Annotated in this window: 19 protein-coding genes; 16 read left to right on the top strand and 3 right to left on the bottom strand. The window is 52.3% G+C overall.

Annotation, left to right across the window (positions count from 1 at the left end):
* Positions 1–90: 90 nt before the first annotated feature.
* The 5 genes from EVJ22_RS04030 to EVJ22_RS04010 all read left to right on the top strand — a co-directional run bounded on the left by EVJ22_RS04030 (position 91) and on the right by EVJ22_RS04010 (position 5,674).
* Positions 91–1,176 carry a BMP family lipoprotein gene (locus tag EVJ22_RS04030; RefSeq protein WP_131443537.1) on the top strand — a complete coding sequence of 362 codons (1,086 nt, stop codon included), beginning with the start codon at positions 91–93 and terminating at the stop codon, positions 1,174–1,176.
* 61 nt (positions 1,177–1,237) lie between these two features.
* Positions 1,238–2,764: an ABC transporter ATP-binding protein gene (locus EVJ22_RS04025; protein ID WP_071399632.1), complete on the top strand. Its 1,527-nt coding sequence runs from the start codon at positions 1,238–1,240 to the stop codon at positions 2,762–2,764.
* Positions 2,761–3,825: an ABC transporter permease gene (locus EVJ22_RS04020; RefSeq protein ID WP_071399633.1), complete on the top strand. Its 1,065-nt coding sequence runs from the start codon at positions 2,761–2,763 to the stop codon at positions 3,823–3,825. Before EVJ22_RS04025 ends, EVJ22_RS04020 begins: the two co-directional genes overlap by 4 nt.
* Positions 3,822–4,781, top strand: coding sequence for an ABC transporter permease (locus EVJ22_RS04015; protein WP_071399634.1), 960 nt, complete (start codon positions 3,822–3,824; stop codon positions 4,779–4,781). Before EVJ22_RS04020 ends, EVJ22_RS04015 begins: the two co-directional genes overlap by 4 nt.
* Positions 4,782–4,864: 83 nt before the next feature.
* Positions 4,865–5,674 (top strand): thermonuclease family protein, encoded by an 810-nt coding sequence (locus EVJ22_RS04010; protein WP_131443337.1) that lies wholly within the window; start codon positions 4,865–4,867, stop codon positions 5,672–5,674.
* Between the two features lie 38 nt (positions 5,675–5,712).
* On the opposite strand, the gene EVJ22_RS04005 is transcribed toward EVJ22_RS04010, so the two are convergent.
* Positions 5,713–5,961 carry a ferredoxin gene (locus tag EVJ22_RS04005; protein WP_016510114.1) on the bottom strand — a complete coding sequence of 83 codons (249 nt, stop codon included), beginning with the start codon at positions 5,959–5,961 and terminating at the stop codon, positions 5,713–5,715.
* A gap of 144 nt (positions 5,962–6,105) precedes the next feature.
* On the opposite strand from EVJ22_RS04005, the gene EVJ22_RS04000 reads away from it, so the two are divergent.
* From EVJ22_RS04000 to EVJ22_RS03970, 7 genes are all read left to right on the top strand, one after another.
* On the top strand, positions 6,106–7,128 hold the full coding sequence (locus tag EVJ22_RS04000; RefSeq protein WP_071399636.1) for a YpbB family protein: 1,023 nt from the start codon (positions 6,106–6,108) through the stop codon (positions 7,126–7,128).
* Entirely contained in the window at positions 7,112–8,539 is a 1,428-nt protein-coding gene (locus EVJ22_RS03995; protein WP_131440210.1) for a RecQ family ATP-dependent DNA helicase, read from the top strand. The genes EVJ22_RS04000 and EVJ22_RS03995 overlap by 17 nt, the downstream gene beginning before the upstream one ends.
* 41 nt (positions 8,540–8,580) lie before the next feature.
* The gene (locus tag EVJ22_RS03990; RefSeq protein ID WP_070327448.1) at positions 8,581–8,784 is read left to right on the top strand and encodes a hypothetical protein; all 204 of its coding nucleotides are present in this window, start codon (positions 8,581–8,583) and stop codon (positions 8,782–8,784) included.
* Positions 8,785–8,954: 170 nt separating this feature from the next.
* On the top strand, positions 8,955–9,812 hold the full coding sequence (locus EVJ22_RS03985) for a MerR family transcriptional regulator (protein WP_071399644.1): 858 nt from the start codon (positions 8,955–8,957) through the stop codon (positions 9,810–9,812).
* 60 nt (positions 9,813–9,872) lie between these two features.
* Positions 9,873–10,454, top strand: coding sequence for an adaptor protein MecA (locus EVJ22_RS03980; protein ID WP_071399645.1), 582 nt, complete (start codon positions 9,873–9,875; stop codon positions 10,452–10,454).
* Between the two features lie 96 nt (positions 10,455–10,550).
* Positions 10,551–11,468 (top strand): D-alanine--D-alanine ligase, encoded by a 918-nt coding sequence (locus EVJ22_RS03975; protein WP_070327445.1) that lies wholly within the window; start codon positions 10,551–10,553, stop codon positions 11,466–11,468.
* Positions 11,469–11,615: 147 nt separating this feature from the next.
* Complete coding sequence (locus EVJ22_RS03970) at positions 11,616–12,884, top strand: Glu/Leu/Phe/Val family dehydrogenase (RefSeq protein WP_070327444.1); 1,269 nt, start codon at positions 11,616–11,618, stop codon at positions 12,882–12,884.
* Positions 12,885–12,960: 76 nt separating this feature from the next.
* Here the strand turns inward: EVJ22_RS03970 and EVJ22_RS03965 are convergent, their stop codons facing one another.
* Together EVJ22_RS03965 and EVJ22_RS03960 are read right to left on the bottom strand one after the other, a co-directional pair.
* Positions 12,961–13,971, bottom strand: a complete 1,011-nt coding sequence (locus EVJ22_RS03965; RefSeq protein WP_070327443.1) for a YpdA family putative bacillithiol disulfide reductase — start codon at positions 13,969–13,971, stop codon at positions 12,961–12,963.
* 28 nt (positions 13,972–13,999) lie between these two features.
* Positions 14,000–14,971: an asparaginase gene (locus EVJ22_RS03960; RefSeq protein WP_071399647.1), complete on the bottom strand. Its 972-nt coding sequence runs from the start codon at positions 14,969–14,971 to the stop codon at positions 14,000–14,002.
* Positions 14,972–15,079: 108 nt separating this feature from the next.
* Between EVJ22_RS03960 and prsW the strand changes: the two genes are divergently transcribed.
* From prsW to EVJ22_RS03940, 4 genes are all read left to right on the top strand, one after another.
* Entirely contained in the window at positions 15,080–15,736 is a 657-nt protein-coding gene (prsW, locus tag EVJ22_RS03955; RefSeq protein WP_071399648.1) for a glutamic-type intramembrane protease PrsW, read from the top strand.
* 19 nt (positions 15,737–15,755) lie between these two features.
* Positions 15,756–16,421, top strand: a complete 666-nt coding sequence (locus tag EVJ22_RS03950) for a flagellar brake protein (protein WP_070327440.1) — start codon at positions 15,756–15,758, stop codon at positions 16,419–16,421.
* A gap of 74 nt (positions 16,422–16,495) precedes the next feature.
* Positions 16,496–17,173 carry a (d)CMP kinase gene (gene cmk / locus EVJ22_RS03945; protein ID WP_070327439.1) on the top strand — a complete coding sequence of 226 codons (678 nt, stop codon included), beginning with the start codon at positions 16,496–16,498 and terminating at the stop codon, positions 17,171–17,173.
* Complete coding sequence (locus EVJ22_RS03940) at positions 17,170–17,793, top strand: lysophospholipid acyltransferase family protein (protein ID WP_131443335.1); 624 nt, start codon at positions 17,170–17,172, stop codon at positions 17,791–17,793. Before cmk ends, EVJ22_RS03940 begins: the two co-directional genes overlap by 4 nt.
* The last annotated feature ends 78 nt before the right edge of the window (positions 17,794–17,871 follow it).

Below are 17,871 nucleotides of genomic sequence, written 5' to 3'. Positions count from 1 at the left end.
GCGTGAAAGCGCTTTCTTATACCGGTGTAAAGACGACTGATGACATGACAACCTTAATTGTTATGATCCGAAAGGGGAAACACGACGATGATGAACAAGAAAAAAACGATTCTTTCAGCTTTAGCAGCAGGTCTCACGCTCTCAACAGTACTCGCAGCATGCGGTGGGGATGACAACGAGGGTACTTCTTCAAACGGCGAAGGCGGAGAAGGCAGCGACTTCAAAGTCGCGATGGTAACCGATACTGGCGGCGTTGACGACAAATCGTTCAACCAATCAGCTTGGGAAGGTCTTAAAAAGTTCGGAGAAGACAACAACTTGACTGAAAACGAAGGCTACAAATATCTTCAATCTTCGAAACAAGCGGACTATCAGCCAAACTTGCAGCAATTGGCGCGCGATAACTTCAACTTGATCTACGGTATCGGTTTCTTGATGGGTGAAGATATTCAGAAAGTTGCCGAGCAGTTCCCAGACAACAACTTCGCGCTCGTCGATATGGTCGTGGACGCACCGAACGTCGCATCGATCACGTTTAAAGAACAAGAAGGTTCGTTCCTCGTCGGTGTCGTCGCAGGTCTCACAACGAAAACAGACAAAGTCGGTTTCATCGGCGGCGTCGAGTCAGACTTGATCAAAAAGTTCGAAAATGGATATAAAGCGGGCGTCATGGCCGTCAACCCAGACGCGACAATTGACGTCAAGTACGCTGAAGACTTCAACTCAGCTGAAAAAGGAACGGCGATCTCTTCAGGTATGTATGGAGCAGGCTCTGACATCATCTATCACGCAGCAGGCGGAACGGGTGTCGGTGTCTTCACAGAAGCGAAAAACCGTAAGAAGAACGGCGAAGACGTATGGGTCATCGGCGTTGACCGTGACCAGTACGAAGAAGGACTTCCTGAAAACGTAACGCTTACTTCAATGGTCAAACGTGTTGATACGGCAACTTACGAAGTATCGAAACTCGCAATGGAAGATAAATTCCCAGCAGGCGAAATCGTTGAGTTCTCATTGAAAGATGATGGTGTAGGTATCGCTGAAACATCAAGCGAAAACGTTGCAGCTGACGTCCTCACAAAAGTTGAGGAATACCGCACGCAGTTGATCGACGGCGACATCACGGCTCCAGCGACTGACGCTGAGTTCGAAGAGTTCATGAAAACAGTAAAATAATTCATTAAGTTAGGGGGGACCCATGCGGTCTCCCTTTACTTAAAGTTAGGGGTGGACTTTCTTGGAATATGTAATTGAAATGCTCAATATTCGCAAAGAGTTCGGAACGTTCGTAGCCAACGACAACATCACCCTCCAACTTCGCAAAGGCGAGATTCATGCGCTGCTCGGCGAGAACGGTGCCGGGAAATCAACGCTAATGAACGTCTTGTTCGGTCTCTACCAGCCAGAAGGTGGAGAGATTCGAGTGCGCGGGGAGAAAGTGAATATTGAAAATCCGAACATCGCCAATGATCTCGGAATCGGTATGGTACACCAACACTTCATGCTCGTCGAGAAGTTCACGGTGACCGAGAACATCATTCTCGGGTCTGAACCGAGAAGTGGATTGACGGTCGACCGGGCGACGGCTCGTAAAAAAGTAATGGACATTTCGGAACAATACGGTCTTCGCATCGATCCTGATGCCAAAATCGAGGATATTTCGGTCGGGATGCAACAACGTGTCGAAATTTTAAAAACGCTTTACCGCGGGGCTGAAATTTTGATTTTTGATGAGCCGACCGCTGTTTTGACGCCGCAAGAAATCCAAGAACTCATTCAAATCATGAAGCGTCTCATTGAAGAAGGCAAATCGATCATCTTGATCACGCATAAATTAAAAGAAATCATGCAAGTCGCCGATCGTTGTACGGTCATTCGTCGCGGACGCTATATCGGTACCGTCGAAGTCGACGAGACCGTGAATGAAGATAGCTTAGCCGAGATGATGGTCGGGCGTGAGGTAAACTTTGATGCGGAATATTCCAAGGCAGATCCACAGCAAGTCGTGCTCGACGTTCAACAGCTCGTCGTCAAAGACAGCCGTGGACTGAAAGTCGTCGAGGGCCTAGATTTACAAATTCGTTCTGGAGAGATTCTCGGTATCGCCGGGATTGACGGGAATGGTCAGACTGAATTAATTGAAGCGCTTTCAGGTCTGAAAAAGCCTGAAGCAGGCAAAATCTTATTGAACGGGAAAGACGTGACCGGTTTCACGCCGCGTAAAGTGACAGAGTCCGGCGTCGGGCACATCCCGCAAGACCGACACAAACACGGCCTTGTCCTCGACTATTCGATTCGTGACAATATGGTGCTCCAAACATACTATAAAGAGCCGTTCTCAAAGCGTGGTTTGATGAACTATAAAGCCGTCGCTGATAAAGCAAAATCGTTAATTGAGAAGTTTGACGTCCGAACTCCGTCGATCGACGTGCCAGCCCGTGCTCTATCGGGCGGTAACCAACAGAAAGCGATCATCGCCCGGGAAGTCGACCGATCACCAGACTTGTTGATCGCCGCGCAACCGACGCGGGGGCTCGATGTCGGAGCCATCGAATTCATTCACGAGCAACTCATTAAAGAACGGGAGAAAGGACGCGCCGTCCTGCTCATCTCGTTCGAGCTTGAAGAAATCCTTCACGTCTCCGACCGGATCGCCGTTTTATACGAAGGAAAGATCGTCGGAATTCGCGATCCGAAAGAAACGACCGAGCAAGAGCTTGGCTTCTTGATGGCCGGCGGTAAGAGAGGGGAAGAAACAGTATGAACAAGCTAGCATATAATCGACTTCTCATCCCGCTTTTGTCGATCTTGATGGGATTACTTGTCGGTGCGATCGTCATGCTCATCGGTGGTTACAACCCGATCCAAGGGTTCTCATCACTTTTCAGCGGCATGGTCGGCAGCCCGTATGCGATCGGTGAGACGCTCCGTGCGGCAGCACCGCTCATTTTCTCAGGTTTGGCCGTCGCGTTCGCGTTCCGGACCGGACTGTTCAACATCGGGGTCGAAGGTCAAGTCTTGATCGGGTGGGTGGCAGCGGTTTATGTCGGGATCAATTTTGACTTGCCGATGTTCATTCACTTGCCGCTTGCGCTTCTCGCGGCCATGTTCGCGGCAGCGCTATGGGCATTCGTACCTGGTTTCTTGAAAGCCAAGTTCCATGTCCATGAAGTTATCACATCAATCATGATGAACTATATCGCCCTCTACACGACGAACGCGATTTTGCGTAGCGTCATCGGTGTGACGAACGAACGGACCGAAGATATTAAAGACTCGGCCTCGCTCGCCTCACCGTTGCTACAAGAATTGACGACGTTCTCGCGTCTGCACTGGGGTATTCTCATCGCCGTGCTCGCAGCGATCGTCTATTACTACATCTTACAACGGACAACGCTCGGGTATGAGCTTCGTGCCGTCGGATTTAACAAACACGCCTCGCAATATGCGGGGATGAGCGTTAACCGGAACATCATTCTCTCGTTCGTCATCTCTGGAATGTTCGCCGGACTTGCCGGCGCGATGGAAGGTCTCGGGACGTTCAACGGAATGACGCTCAGCGCGTCGTTCACCGGCGTCGGATTCGACGGGATCGCTGTCGCCCTGCTCGGTGCGAACACGGCGGTCGGTGTCTTCCTGGCAGCCATCTTGTTCGCCGGGCTCAACATCGGCGGACTTGCGATGCAACTCGGGGCTAACATCCCGTCTGAGCTCGTCAAAGTCATCATTGCCGCCATCGTCATCTTCGTGGCGTCGGGGTATGCCTTGAACTATGTGATTGAAAAACTTAAAGGAAACCGTAAGAAAGGAGTGGAGAAAAAATGAGCTTCTTAGAAGTACTCTACATCGTCGTTCCGGTTGCGTTAGCCTATGCGACTCCACTCATCATCGCGGCGCTCGGTGGCATTTTCAGTGAACGTTCGGGTGTCGTCAACATCGCTCTAGAAGGTATCATGGTCATCGGTGCGGCGACGGGGATCATCGTCACGCTCACATTGACCGATATGGGATTTGGCGGCCTCAGCCCGTGGCTCTCACTGTTGATCGCCATGGTCGTCGGCGCGCTGTTCTCGCTGTTCTTGGCCGTTCCTGCCATCCTCTGGCGGGCTGACCAAACCGTTCTCGGTGTCGCGATCAACATGCTCGCCGTCGGGCTCGCCATCTTCGTCGTTCGGGTTCTTTACAATAAAGGACAGACCGATTTCATCGAATATCGGATCGCTAAAGAGAACGTGCCGATTCTGTCAGACATCCCGGTGCTCCGCATGTTCTTCATCAACGTCCAATACACGTCGTTCATCGCGATCATCCTCGCGTTCGTTGTCTGGTTCGTCATCTTCAAGACGCCGTTCGGTCTTCGCCTTCGTTCAGTCGGTGAACATCCGATGGCGGCGGACACGATGGGAATCAACGTCACGAAGATGCGCTTCATGGGCGTCATGCTCTCAGGTGCGTTCGGTGGTTTGGCTGGTGCGGTCTATGCCGTCACGGTTACGACCAACTTCAGTGGGACGACGATCGTCGGACAAGGCTTCCTCGCCATTGCCGCGATGATCTTCGGGAAATGGAACCCGCTCGGTGCCCTAGGCGCTGGTCTATTCTTCGGGTTCGCCCAAGCGCTGTCAATCATCGGCAGTAACTTGCCGGTCATCAATAACGTACCGCAAGTATTGCTCTTGATCGCGCCGTACGCGTTGACGATCCTCGCCCTAGCAGGTGTCGTCGGACGAGCGGACGCTCCGAAATCAGTTGGTATCCCGTATATTAAAGGGAAGCGCTGACGAGGGAAAGGACATATGTCTCGTTTTGCCAAGGTTGTTTGACGCTTAAGTCAAACAACCTTTTTTGTTATACTGGTGTAGAGGTGAGACAATTGAAACAATGGTGGCAACTACTGCTCGTTCTCGTGCTGAGCGTTTCGTTAGCCGGTTGCTCGGTCGATGATTGGTTCGCCGAGCAAGTCGAGCCGCCGGAATCACTCGTCGAACTCGAGGCAGATTACCCGGCAGCGGACGTCGGAACAAAAGTCCGAGTGCCGATCGGCAAGACGGAGACGGTCACGTTAGACCGCGTCATCGATGGCGATACGCTTAAAGTCGAGTTTGAGAGCGGTGCGACGGAGTCGATTCGACTCCTGCTCGTCGACACGCCTGAGACGAGTCATCCGACGTTGCCGGTCCAACCGTTCGGTGAGGACGCGAAGGCGTTCGTCACGCGTTGGTTGCCGGAAGGTGAGACGATCGTCCTCGAGTACGACGTCGGGCGGTACGACCGCTATCAGCGGACGCTCGCTTACGTATGGTATGATGATGCGATGCTCAATGAAGAGCTGCTGCGTCGCGGTCTCGCACGAGTCGCATACGTTTACGCCCCGAACACCCAGCACGTCGATGCATTCCGCGATGTCGAACGCGCGGCCCGGCGCGAGCTGCTCGGCATTTGGAGCATCGAGGACTACGTGACCGGCAACGGTTTCGACCATGAAGCGGCGCGACCGGCGAAACCTCGACCGGAGCCGAGCGAAGCGTGTGACATTAAAGGGAACATTAATCGGGAAGGCGAGAAAATTTATCACGTGCCGGGCGGTGCGAGCTATGAACGAACGATCGCTGAAGAGATGTTCTGTTCGGAAGACGAGGCCGAGACGGCCGGGTTCAGAAAAGCGGCCCGTTAAAAAAAGACATGTGTGTCAACTTGACACACATGTCTCTCTTATTCGTATTTGAGTGCGTCGCCATCAAACGATTCGTCAGCGACTTTGATTGAGTCGGTCGGACATCCTTCGAACGCGTCCATCAAATCTTCCGACAGTTCGTCAGGTACTTCGACTGTACCTGTGTTGTCGTCCATCAAGTTGAAGGCGAGACCTTCGTCATCATAGTCGAAGATGTCGGGAGCAGCTGCTCCGCAAGCACCACATGCGATACATGTATCTTTGTCAACGATAGTAAATTTTGCCATTTGTAACCCTCCATACGTTTCGTCTCTCTGCATAGAAATGACTTTCTACTGACTATGAGTAATTGTAGTCTACATACCCTAATATTTCAATGAGGAAACGAATAACGTTTTGGAGGGATAGTGATAATGAGAGAGGGTGGAAGGATGGTTCATTTAGCCGACGGAGTGTTGCTCTTATCGATTCAACGCTTAAAAGGGGAGCGCAGCGAACGCAGTCTGTTCCACGTTTTAAACGGAAAGCGTTCGGCGACGACGCTCCAAGATGCTTTTTTTTATGACCTTGAACCGATTTTCGGACTGTTCCCTTATACGAAATATGATTATGAGAAGTTGTTAGCCTCGTTTGAGAAAAGAGGCTGGCTCAATCGGGCGACGTTCACGTTAACCGAAGCCGGAAGTATGCTCGCTAGTCCGGACGCGGTCAATCAGTTGTTCGACCGGCTCGGAGGCGAGTATCGTGACTACACGACGATGACATGGAAACGTCTCAGTTTATTTATCCAAACGTTCATGTCACTCGAACACGAGCGCACATTTTATCCGGTCCAAGCCGATCGGATGGCCGAGCGGTGGGTCAAGCAAATCGTGCGAACGGAACGAGATTGGAAAGAACTGATCGCCTCGTTTCATCAAGAACTTGAAACGGCGCTTGAAACGGTCGGTGATCCATATGCGACGGCAGTCGTCTATCGCTTCACCGGGGCGTTCGAGACGGGATACACGTATGAACAGATCGCGACGCTCCTTGACGTCGATGCTCGGACGGCACGACTTTATTTCTTGGCCGGATGGAACGCGCTGTTACGGACTGTTCCGCGAGACGCCAAAATACTAGGGTTTGCCCACGGATTGTCGGATGAGCGGATGACGTTATCGGCGCGCGAATCGTTCGATTTATTTTTGGCCGGTCGCACGTTCGCGCAAGTACAATCAATCAGGCGCTTGCGCACGAGCACGATCGAAGACCACGTCGTCGAGATGGCGATGTATTTGGACGACTTCCCGCTCGATCAATTCGTACCAGCCGACGCGATTGCCGAAGTCGAACGGTTACGGGAAGAAGACAGCTGGGCGCTAAAGCCGATCTTCGAGAAAACCGACAATCTCAGTTACTTCCAAATTCGGTTAGTGTTCGCGAGATTGAAACGAGGTGAGACATTTGTATGAAAAAACGTTAAAGCGTGTGTTCGGTCACGAGACGTTTCGTCCCGGACAGCGTGACGTCATCGAAGCGGTCGCCGAAGGGCAGGACGTATTGGCGATCATGCCGACGGGTGCCGGAAAATCATTGACGTTCCAACTCCCGTCGTATTTAAAGAACGAAGGCTTGACGATTATCGTCTCGCCGCTCTTGTCGTTGATCGAAGACCAAATGCTCCATATTCGGGAGCGCGGCGAGCGGGGCGTGGCGAGGCTGACGTCGATGGAGACGTTAGAAGAGAAACAAGACATATTGAATCATTTGAAGCGCTATCGGTTCTTATACCTATCTCCCGAACAACTCGCCGTGCCGCACGTGACCCGAGCGCTCGCAAGGACTCCGATTCAAATGCTCGTCATCGATGAAGCGCACTGCATCTCGCAATGGGGTCACGAGTTCAGGCCGGAATACGCACGGCTCGGGGAGCTCCGTAAACAACTCGGTAGCCCGCAATGCATGGCCGTCACGGCGACGGCCCCGGAAAACGTGAAACGGGACATTATTGAAAAATTAGCTTTATTCTCGCCGTCCCAGTTCGTCCATTCGGCCAATCGGCCTGAGATCCGTCTTATCGTCGAACGGCTCGAGACGGAACGGAAGATGCCGCGACTGATCGAACTCGTTCGAGAAGTGCCGACACCGGCCGTCATCTATACGGCGACACGACGGGAAGCTGAAGCGCTCGCGCTTCAACTCGATGACGCCTTGTTTTATCACGGTGGGATGTCGACCGAAGACCGGCGCCTCGTTCAATCACAATTTTTACGCGATGAAGTCGCGATCATGGTATGTACGAGTGCGTTCGGGATGGGCGTCAACAAAGATAACGTGCGCTCTGTCATCCATTTCCAACTGCCGGCGACGCTCGAGGCGTATATGCAAGAGATTGGTCGGGCCGGCCGGGACGGCGAACCGGCGTTTGCCGTCTTACTGTATGCCGAAGGGGATGAACGGATCCAACAGTTTTTAATCGATCAACAGTACCCGAAAGATAAAGACATCCGCATAGCTTATTTAGAACGGGACAACGGCACGAGCTTGTCGCAATTACCGCGGCTGTTGAAAATGAACGAGGAAGACCCGGTATGGGGCTTGCTAAACCAAATGCTCGCTGAACGCACGCTTGCCGATGCGGTCGATTGGGTAAAAGAGAGAAAGCGGGCCCGGTACCGCCAGCTCGGTCAAATGATCGACTACGCGCTCATCAAGAAGTGCCGGCGTGATTACTTGCTGAATTACTTTTCAGAGCAACCAGTCAAACAAGCCGATTGCTGTGACGTCTGTGGTGAGATTTCATTCCCGCCGTCGGTTCAAGTTGTGTCTAAAAATGTGACAGATTGGAAACATCGGTTGGCACGCATCTTTTCCTTTGATTGATATCATAGTAAAATGATAAAAAAGGTAAAGGAGGGCACACGTTGCGACATCGAAACCAAGCAGATTCTCTTCGTGAAAAAGTCGTGGACACGTTGCCGTCTCGGTCGGAACGGCAAGAGCACGAGCGGAAAGAAAAATTGAATGATAATTGGTTGAAACGACCGCTGGCTATGATGCTGACTTTGACGATGTTTGCGATTATCCTCGCATTTTTATATATAGGACGTCATACATTATTTTTCTGATGATACGGTGGAGACGCCGTATTTTTTTATTTTGTTTCAACATCCTCGCGATGTTTACTTGAATTGGAAAAGTCACACCTGTTTCTCACAAATTTGCACAATAAAACAGGTAAAGCTGAAATGATGGGTCTATACTTAAAAAGAAGAACCTGTAGGAGAGGAGGGCTGCTATGCCGAAGTACTCCATCAAGACAGTCGCGTCACTGACCGGTGTGAACCCGACGACGATTCGGGCTTGGGAGCGTCGTTATCAGTTTATCGAACCGAGTCGGACCGATTCGGGTCACCGGTTGTATTCCGACCAAGACGTCGAAAAAATCAAATGGGTCGTTGAAAAACAACGGGAAGGGTTGACCGTCTCGCAAGCGATTCAGCAACTTCATGAGGCACCGAAGCCGAAACCTGCTCGTCTCTACGATGAAGAATTGAAGGATGGATTAATGGACGCGCTGCTCAAATTTGATGAACGGAAAGCGCACGATTTGATGAACCGTGCCTTCAACACGTTCAGTTTTGAAAAAGTGACGAAAGATATCATTAGCCCGTTGCTGATGGATATCGGCACACGCTGGGAAAATGGGAAGGTCACGATTGCACACGAACACTTTGCGACGTCTTTTTTCCGGGCCCGCTTGTCGACGTTGTCTCTTCAAATGCCGATGAATCCATTTTTGCCCCGAATCATTTGCGTCTGCGCCCCGGGTGAGATGCATGAAATCGGCCTTTTGTTCGTGACGCTCTATTTAAGACAATACGGTTTTGACGTCATTTTCCTCGGAGCGGGGTTCCCGAAAGAGGATTTGAGCATAGCGCTCCATGATATCGACGCGAAATGTTTAATTTTTTCATGTACGTTAACGGAGCACATTGCCAATCTTCAAGAAGCGATGCGTTACATTCAAGCGGAGCACCCAGACCTCGTCATCGGTGCGGGTGGATACGCCGTCAGTCAACAAGCGTCGCAATTTGAAGGGGCGTTTCTAGGAGATACGCCCGAAGCTTGGAACGAGTGGTTGTCAACCATTTGACAGGTCGACAAAACGGGAGTAGCTTATTAAGTAGAATGATTTTTCTTTGGAGGTTTTCGTTTGAGATTTGAAAAACAGACAAAAGAACATTTGAGGGTATACTTGACTGCGAGCGACTTATCGATTCGAGGGATCGCCATCGATACGATTGTCGGAGAGAGCGGTCAAGAACTATGGCGGGAATTGCTTGAAACGGCCGAGGCCGAATATGGGTTCATGCCCCAAGGTGCTGTCGACTTGAATGTGACGATGTTTCCACGCGATGGACTCGTCATCGATGTCCAAAAAGTCGATGCGGTCGTCGCCGAGTCGGATCAAGAACAAGTCGAGATTCGCTTGACGATCGATGTGATCCATCATTTGATTTATCAGTTTGACGATATTGAAGACGTGATCAATGCGTCGATCCGTGCGTTTCCGCATATGCAAGACACCGACCAAGGTGGGGCACTCTATCATTATGACGGCCGCTATTACTTACATTTTGTGGAAGTTCTCAAACCGCAAGTCGAGGAACGGCTCGCCGCCATCCTGTCTGAATATGGCAAGACGACGACCGTCAGCCCGTATCTCATGATGGAGTACGGGAAGACCATCCAAACTGAACAAGCAGTGAAACAGCTGTACGATACGTTCGCGTAAGTACGGCTTTTTTACTATTCTGTTTCTATTGTTTTCAGCTGACACATGGTATGATAAAACTTGAATTTTTGAGAAGTTAGCTGAAGGAGAGATATGATGAAAGTCGCTGTTTTATATGGTGGAGTATCGGGTGAGCGTGAAGTGTCGCTTACGAGTGGTAAAGGTATGATCGAAGCGTTAGAGGCACGGGGTCATGAAGTCGTGGCCATCGATTTTCACCCGGATCGGGCTGAAGAGTTATTGACGCTTCAAGCAGACGTCGTCGTCAGTGCCCTGCACGGCAAGTATGGAGAAGACGGTCGCGTCCAGTCGCTCCTCGAGATGGCGCAGCTCCCTTATACAGGGTCGGGCGTCTTGGCTTCGGCTCTCGCGATGGACAAGGCGCGCGCGAAAATCATTTTCGCCGCTTCAGGTATTCGTGTCGCCCGTGACGTCCTCGTCCAAGCAGGGGATGACCTCGATTTGAAAGTGGCCGAATGGGGCGGTGAGTTTCCTTGTGTCGTCAAACCGGCGCAAGAAGGCTCTTCGAACGGGTTGACGATCGCGACCGACGAGTCGATGCTACGCGCGGGCATCGCCAAGGCGTTCCAATGTGATACGGCCGTGTTGGTCGAACAGTACATCAAAGGTCGTGAGCTGACCGTTCCGGTGCTCGGCAACCGTGGGAACGAGCACGCCCTCCCGGTCATCGAGATCATCCCGAAGAATGAATTTTACGACTACGAGTCTAAGTATTCGGAAGGCGGGTCGATTCACGTCTGTCCGGCGGAGTTGCCGGAGGCGTTGACGAAAGAAGTGCAAGCGGCCGCGATTGAGGCGCACCGTGCCCTCGGCTGCAGCGGCTATTCACGTTCTGACTTCTTAGTGTCGGAGCAAGGATTGGCCTACATCCTCGAGACGAACACGCTCCCGGGGATGACGCCGCTCAGTCTGTTCCCGGACAGTGCGAACGTCGCCGGTATTTCTTACGGTGAATTGCTAGAGCGTTTCATCGCGCTCGCCTTAGAGAAATAAGAAGGGATTCCCCTTCTCCGCTTTTTAGAAAACGCTTTCATTATTTTTGTAAAACCCTTTCAAAATGCTTGCTTATCGGCTATACTTTTAAACGAATACGAGGTTGATTCTTGGGGGAGAATTGACAATTTAGGGGAGGAAACCTTCATGATTACGGATCAAGAAAAAGGTCATCAAAAACGAAAAAACATCCTTGAATCGACACAGGAAGTTGTCCACGAGGCGCTCGAGAAACTCGGTTATCCAGAAGAGATGTACGAGCTGTTGAAAGAGCCGCTTCGGATGTTGACCGTGCGTATTCCTGTCCGCATGGACGACGGTTCGACGAAGATCTTCACTGGCTATCGGGCGCAACATAACGATGCTGTCGGCCCGACGAAAGGTGGGATTCGCTTCCACCCGAGCGTGACGGAAGTAGAAGTCAAGGCGCTGTCGATATGGATGAGCCTGAAGGCCGGTATCGTCGACCTTCCTTACGGTGGCGGTAAAGGGGGCATCGTTTGCGATCCGCGTGAGATGAGTTTCCGTGAAATCGAACGGTTGAGCCGCGGCTACGTTCGAGCGATCAGCCAAATCGTAGGTCCGACCAAGGATATCCCGGCGCCTGACGTGTTTACGAACTCGCAGATCATGGCATGGATGATGGATGAGTACAGCCGTATCGATGAATTCAACTCACCGGGCTTCATCACCGGTAAGCCGCTCGTACTCGGTGGTTCACACGGTCGCGAGACGGCGACGGCCAAAGGTGTCGCCATCATGATCCGGGAGGCGTCGCTTCGCCGGGGGATCGAGTTGAAAGGTGCGCGCGTCGTCGTCCAAGGATTTGGTAACGCCGGCAGCTTCTTATCGAAGTTCATGCACGACGTGGGAGCGAAAGTCATCGCTGTCAGTGACGCATATGGCGCGATCTATGATGAGAACGGACTCGACATCCCATACTTGCTCGATCGGCGCGATTCGTTCGGGACGATCTCGACACTGTTCAAAAACACGATTTCGAACAAAGAGATGCTCGAGCTCGACTGTGACATTTTAGTCCCGGCCGCGATCGAGAACCAGATCACTGAAGATAACGCCGATAACATCAAAGCGTCGATCATCGTCGAGGCGGCGAACGGACCGACGACGAACGAAGCGACGCGTATTTTGACAGAGCGCGGCATCTTGCTTGTCCCTGACGTCCTCGCTTCAAGCGGTGGCGTGACAGTCTCTTACTTCGAATGGGTCCAAAACAATCAAGGTTATTATTGGACGGAAGAAGAAGTCGAAACGAAGCTTGAAAAAGTGCTCGTCCATTCGTTCAATACGGTATACAACACATCATCAGCCCGGAAAGTCGACATGCGTCTCGCTGCCTATATGGTCGGTGTCCGTAAAATGGCGGAGGCCTCACGCTTCCGTGGCTGGGTGTGATGGCGACTTGCCGATGAACATCGCAAAATGAGGAAGGACCCGCAGTCGGGTCCTTCCTCATTTTAGTTGAACAAGTTTATGACGATGTCACACCGATGCGCTCCCGAAGCGCTTCGGCGATCGCTTGGCCGTGAAAACGGCCGTTTTCGATGAAGATTTTGTTGGCATCGTTCCCGGCCGCGACGACGCCGGCGATGAACAGGTTATCGACGTTTGTCTCATACGTCGCCTCATCAAACTGCGGGATGCCGGTCTCGTCGTCGACGAGCACACCGGCTGCCGAGAACAGCCCATGGTCAGGCAAGTAACCGGTCATGGCGAGGACGTGGTCCGTTGCGACCCGTTTCTCTTCGCCATGTTGTCGATAGACGACATGGTCCTGTTCGATGCGAATGATCTCGGCCTCGAGCTCAAGACGTACTTTTTCATGACGAACGAGGGAGTCGAAAGCGGGTAGTACCCATGGTTTGACCGATGGGCTATAGCCGTCACCGCGGTAGAGCACCGTGACGTATGCCCCGGCTTTCTCGAGTTCGATGGCCGCATCGACCGCCGAGTTCTTTCCGCCGATGACGGTGACGTGTTGCCGATAAAACGGATGTGCTTCTTTGAAATAATGGGTCACGTGCGGGAGTTCTTCTCCCGGGACGTCTAACTTGCGGGGCCGTCCGTAGTACCCGGTCGCGAGAACGACGAAGTCGGCAAGGCGTTCTGTGACGCCGTGGCGGTCGTGACGGGACCGGACGATGAATTTGTCGGCACGACGGTCGACCGATTCGACCGTCTCGAACGGTTTGACGACAAGCCCGGTCCGGCTCACGACTTCACGATAATAGACGAGCGCGTCTTGGCGATGTGGTTTTAAGTCTTTACAGATGAACGGGATATCCCCGATTTCAAGCAAAGTGGCTGATGAGAAAAACGTCTGATGGGTCGGATAGCGGTAAATCGCATCGACGATGTTGCCTCGTTCGATGATCGTGCACGAGATACCGACCCGTTCTAATTCGATTGCCGCCGACAGGCCGCACGGGCCGGCGCCGACAATGATCGCGTGTTTGTCCAATGAAATCACCTCATCCCTCATTGTATGGAACGAAGGCTGAGATGGCAAGTCACTGCTGGAAGCTGAAGCTGTGTTCCATGACCGGTTGCGACGAGCCTGATTCGAGCTCGACGAGGAGACGGAGCCGTGCTTTTTGCGAATTGAGACCGTTCGAGAAGATGATGCCCATCTCTTTCAGTTGTTTACCGCCACCCTCATACCCGTACACGTCTTGAACGATACCGTTAAAACAGCGGCTGACGATGACGACCGGGATGTGGTCGACGAGTCGTTCGAGTGCCGGGACGATCGACGGTGGAACGTTTCCTTGACCGAGCACTTCGAGGACGAGCCCGTCATAGCCAAGGTCGAGCACGGCTTCTAGCAAGTCAGGTTCCATGCCGGCGACAACTTTCAATACGGCGACCCGTTTCGTGATCGTTGGAATCATCTTCGGCTGTCTCGTCGTCGGTTGGCTGTAGATGAGGACGTGGTCCTTCGTCACCATCCCGACGTTTCCGAAGTGGACCGATTTGAACGTGTCGACGGAAGAGGTGTGCGTCTTCGTGACGTTGAACGCCGAGTGGATCTCGCCGTTGAAGACGACGAGCACCCCTTTGCCACGTGCGGCTTCGCTTCTTGCGACCCGGAGCGCCGTGATGAGGTTAAACTCGCCGTCCGACCCGATCTCGTTCGACGAGCGCATCGCTCCCGTCAAGACGATTGGCACGGGGGCACCGAGCGTGATCTGCAGGAAGTACGCCGTCTCTTCGAGCGTGTCGGTCCCGTGGGTGATGACGACGCCGTCATACGTGTCTTGCGTCAACTGCTGCGCGATGAACTGGGCGAGCTCGAGCATCTTCTCGGGCGTCATATGAGGAGACGGAATGTTTGAGAAGTGCTTCGTCGTAATTTTTGCGATGTCGGTCGCTTTCGGCAACGTCGCGTCAATCGGATTGACCTCGCTTGGTGAGACGTGGCCCGAACCGGTCTGCGACATCGCGATCGTGCCGCCGGTATGGATGAGTAATAGATGATTCATAGTCGACCTCCAACTTTTTTTGTCCTTTTCTTCCATTTTCTAGGCGTTAGCTACTTTTTCTTTCGGCTTATTCAGTGTATGCTTAACGATAGAAAGGAGAGATGCATCATGATTGCAATCGCCTTGTCTGCGGTTGCGCCAGGATTCGCCCTTCTTTCCTACTTCTATTTACGGCATGAGTTGGAAGCGGAACCGCTCGGCTATGTGATTCGTTCGTTTGTCGCCGGTGCCATTCTTGTCTTTCCGATCATGTTCGTCCAATATGCGTTTGTGGAAGAAGGGGTCCTTGTCGGCCCGTTTTGGCAAGCGTTCGTGGCCACCGCTCTATTAGAAGAATTTTTTAAATGGTTCATGATCTATTATACAATATACATACATAAAGTTTTTGATGATTACTACGACGGGATTCTCTATGCGGTCGCCTGTTCACTCGGCTTTGCCACGTTGGAGAATTTTCTATACTTGTGGGTTTATGACTCGCTCGAGATTGCGATTTGGCGAGCCGTCTTGCCGGTGAGCGGCCATGCGCTCTTCGCCGTGGCAATGGGCTTTTGTCTCGGTCGGGCCAAACATTCCGCGCATGAACGGTTTTGGCTGTTCACCGCTGTCATGTCGGCAACGTTGCTACACGGAATGTTTGACTATATCTTACTCGTTGAATCGACGAACAAGATGCCGGCCGTGCTCTATATCGTCATTCTATGGATGGTCGCGCTCTTGCTCGTCCGCACTGCAAATCGATCAAATCGTCGTCAATACAAATAGATAAAAGGGGAACGGGTTCATGTTAAAAGTTGGTCAAGAGTTACGAGTTGAAGTTGAAGGGAGAAACGAAGGGAAGACGAAAATCGCTGCCATTAACGGCGGTGTCGTCTGGATCGAATCTCCGAGCGAGATTGCGACGCTAAAGACGTTTTTTTTGCATGAGGATGAACCGATGCGTTTGTACTTTTTCAAAGGCGAAGATCAACTGTACGCGTTCGATTCAGTCGTCACGAAACGGATCAGTGACGCCCAGCTGACGCTTCGCTATGCGTTTAACTTGCCGGACGAGAAAAAAATCAAGCGCGTCCAACGTCGCGAGTACTTGCGCGTGCCGGAGATGATCAACGTGACGGTGCTCGCGGCAGACGGCGAAGCGTTTCCGTCATTTGAGACGACGTCACTAGACGTGTCGGCCGGCGGGATGCGTGTCGTGGCGAACCGTTCGCCGGTCGACGTCGATGAGTCGGTCATCGTCGTATTCCGGATCGAGGACGAGCGAGGGACGCCCCAGACGTTCCGTGTCAAGAGCCGTCTCGTCCGGGTTCAAGAGCAGGCCGTAAAGCACGAGCTGTCACTTTGTTTTGAGGATTTGACGCCTCGTGATCAGGAGACGATTTTACGTTATTGTTTCCGGGCCCAGCTCGAAGCCAGAAAACGGACCGGCTCCGTATTTTCTTCACGTTAAAAAACTGGTATGATGTTCTCGGAACAAACGACCGAGAGGAGGTGGGTATCGGAATGAGCCGATACCCAATTTTTATGACTAAACCGCTACAAATCGCATTAGATGGGCCGGCAGGAGCCGGCAAGAGCACGATCGCTAAAACGCTCGCTAAAAAATTAGGTTACGTGTACATCGATACCGGGGCAATCTACCGGGCTGTCACATATCGCGCGCTCGAGCAACACGTCGGATTAGAAGACGGCCCCGCCCTCGCTGAGATGATCGGCAAGATGGAGTTACGTCTCGTCCCGAGCGAGAGCGGGCAACGCGTGTTTGACGGTGACGAGGAAGTGACCGAAGTCATTCGGACGAGTGAAGTGACGAACAACGTCAGTTTTGTCGCAAGACAGCCCGAGGTCCGGGACGCACTTATGGATTTACAACGGGACTTGGCTCGGGACGGCGGCATCGTCATGGACGGTCGTGACATCGGGACGCACGTATTGCCTGAGGCAGACTTGAAAGTGTTCATGACCGCGACCGTCGAGGAACGTGCCCGTCGTCGCCACGAGGAGAACGTGTCAAAAGGTCTCCCGAGCGATTTCGAACAATTGAAACAAGAGATCGCCTTGCGTGATAAACGGGACTCAGAGCGCGTCGTCGCTCCACTCCGTCAAGCGGATGACGCCCACTTCCTCGACACGACCCATTTGTCGATCGATGGTGTCGTCACGGCTGTTGAACAGCTCATGGAACAGGTGGTCGGACGATGAAGCCGCTCAACAACGGTCCGTTCGGGATGTATCGGTTAACGGTCGGCGTCGTTCGAATCATGCGTCTGCTCAGCTTCCGCGTCGAGTATGTCGGTCGTGAGAATGTACCTGAGGACGGCTCGATCATCGTCTGTTCGAACCACCAGTCGAACTGGGACCCGGTCTTGTTGGCCAGTGCCATGCCGAAGCAACGGCCAATTCGTTTTTTTGCAAAAAAAGAGCTGTTCGATGTCCCGGTTTTAAAACGGATTTTGACACGCTCCGGGCAAATCCCGGTGTCACGCGGGGAAGGAGACCGTCAAGCGCTGCGTACTGTTCTTCAGAAGTTGAAAGAGGACGAGGTCATCTCGATCTTTCCGGAAGGGACCCGTTCGAAAGACGGATCGCTCGGCAAGGCACAGGCCGGTGTCGGTTTTTTCGCCCTCCGTTCAAACGCTGCCGTCCTTCCGATCGCAATTATCGGTAAATACAAGTTCCGTTCGAAGTTGAAGGTCGTCATCGGCGAGCCGATCGACTTCTCACAGCTGAAAGCGGACAAAGCGAGTGCCCAAGACGCCGCCGATTTGATCATGGCGACAATCGCCGAACTGTACATGACCCATTCACAGAACGTTCGTTAATTTCAGGTTTAATCTGTTGCAATCAGAGGAACAAACCTGATAACACCTTGACAAATCTGTCGAATTATAAGAAGTTTA

The organism is Exiguobacterium sp. SH0S7, assembly GCF_004337195.1.
GTDB classification, from domain to species: domain Bacteria; phylum Bacillota; class Bacilli; order Exiguobacteriales; family Exiguobacteriaceae; genus Exiguobacterium; species Exiguobacterium aurantiacum_A.
Note: the sequence above shows the minus strand (reverse complement) of the source record. Positions and strands in the feature narration are given on the sequence as shown.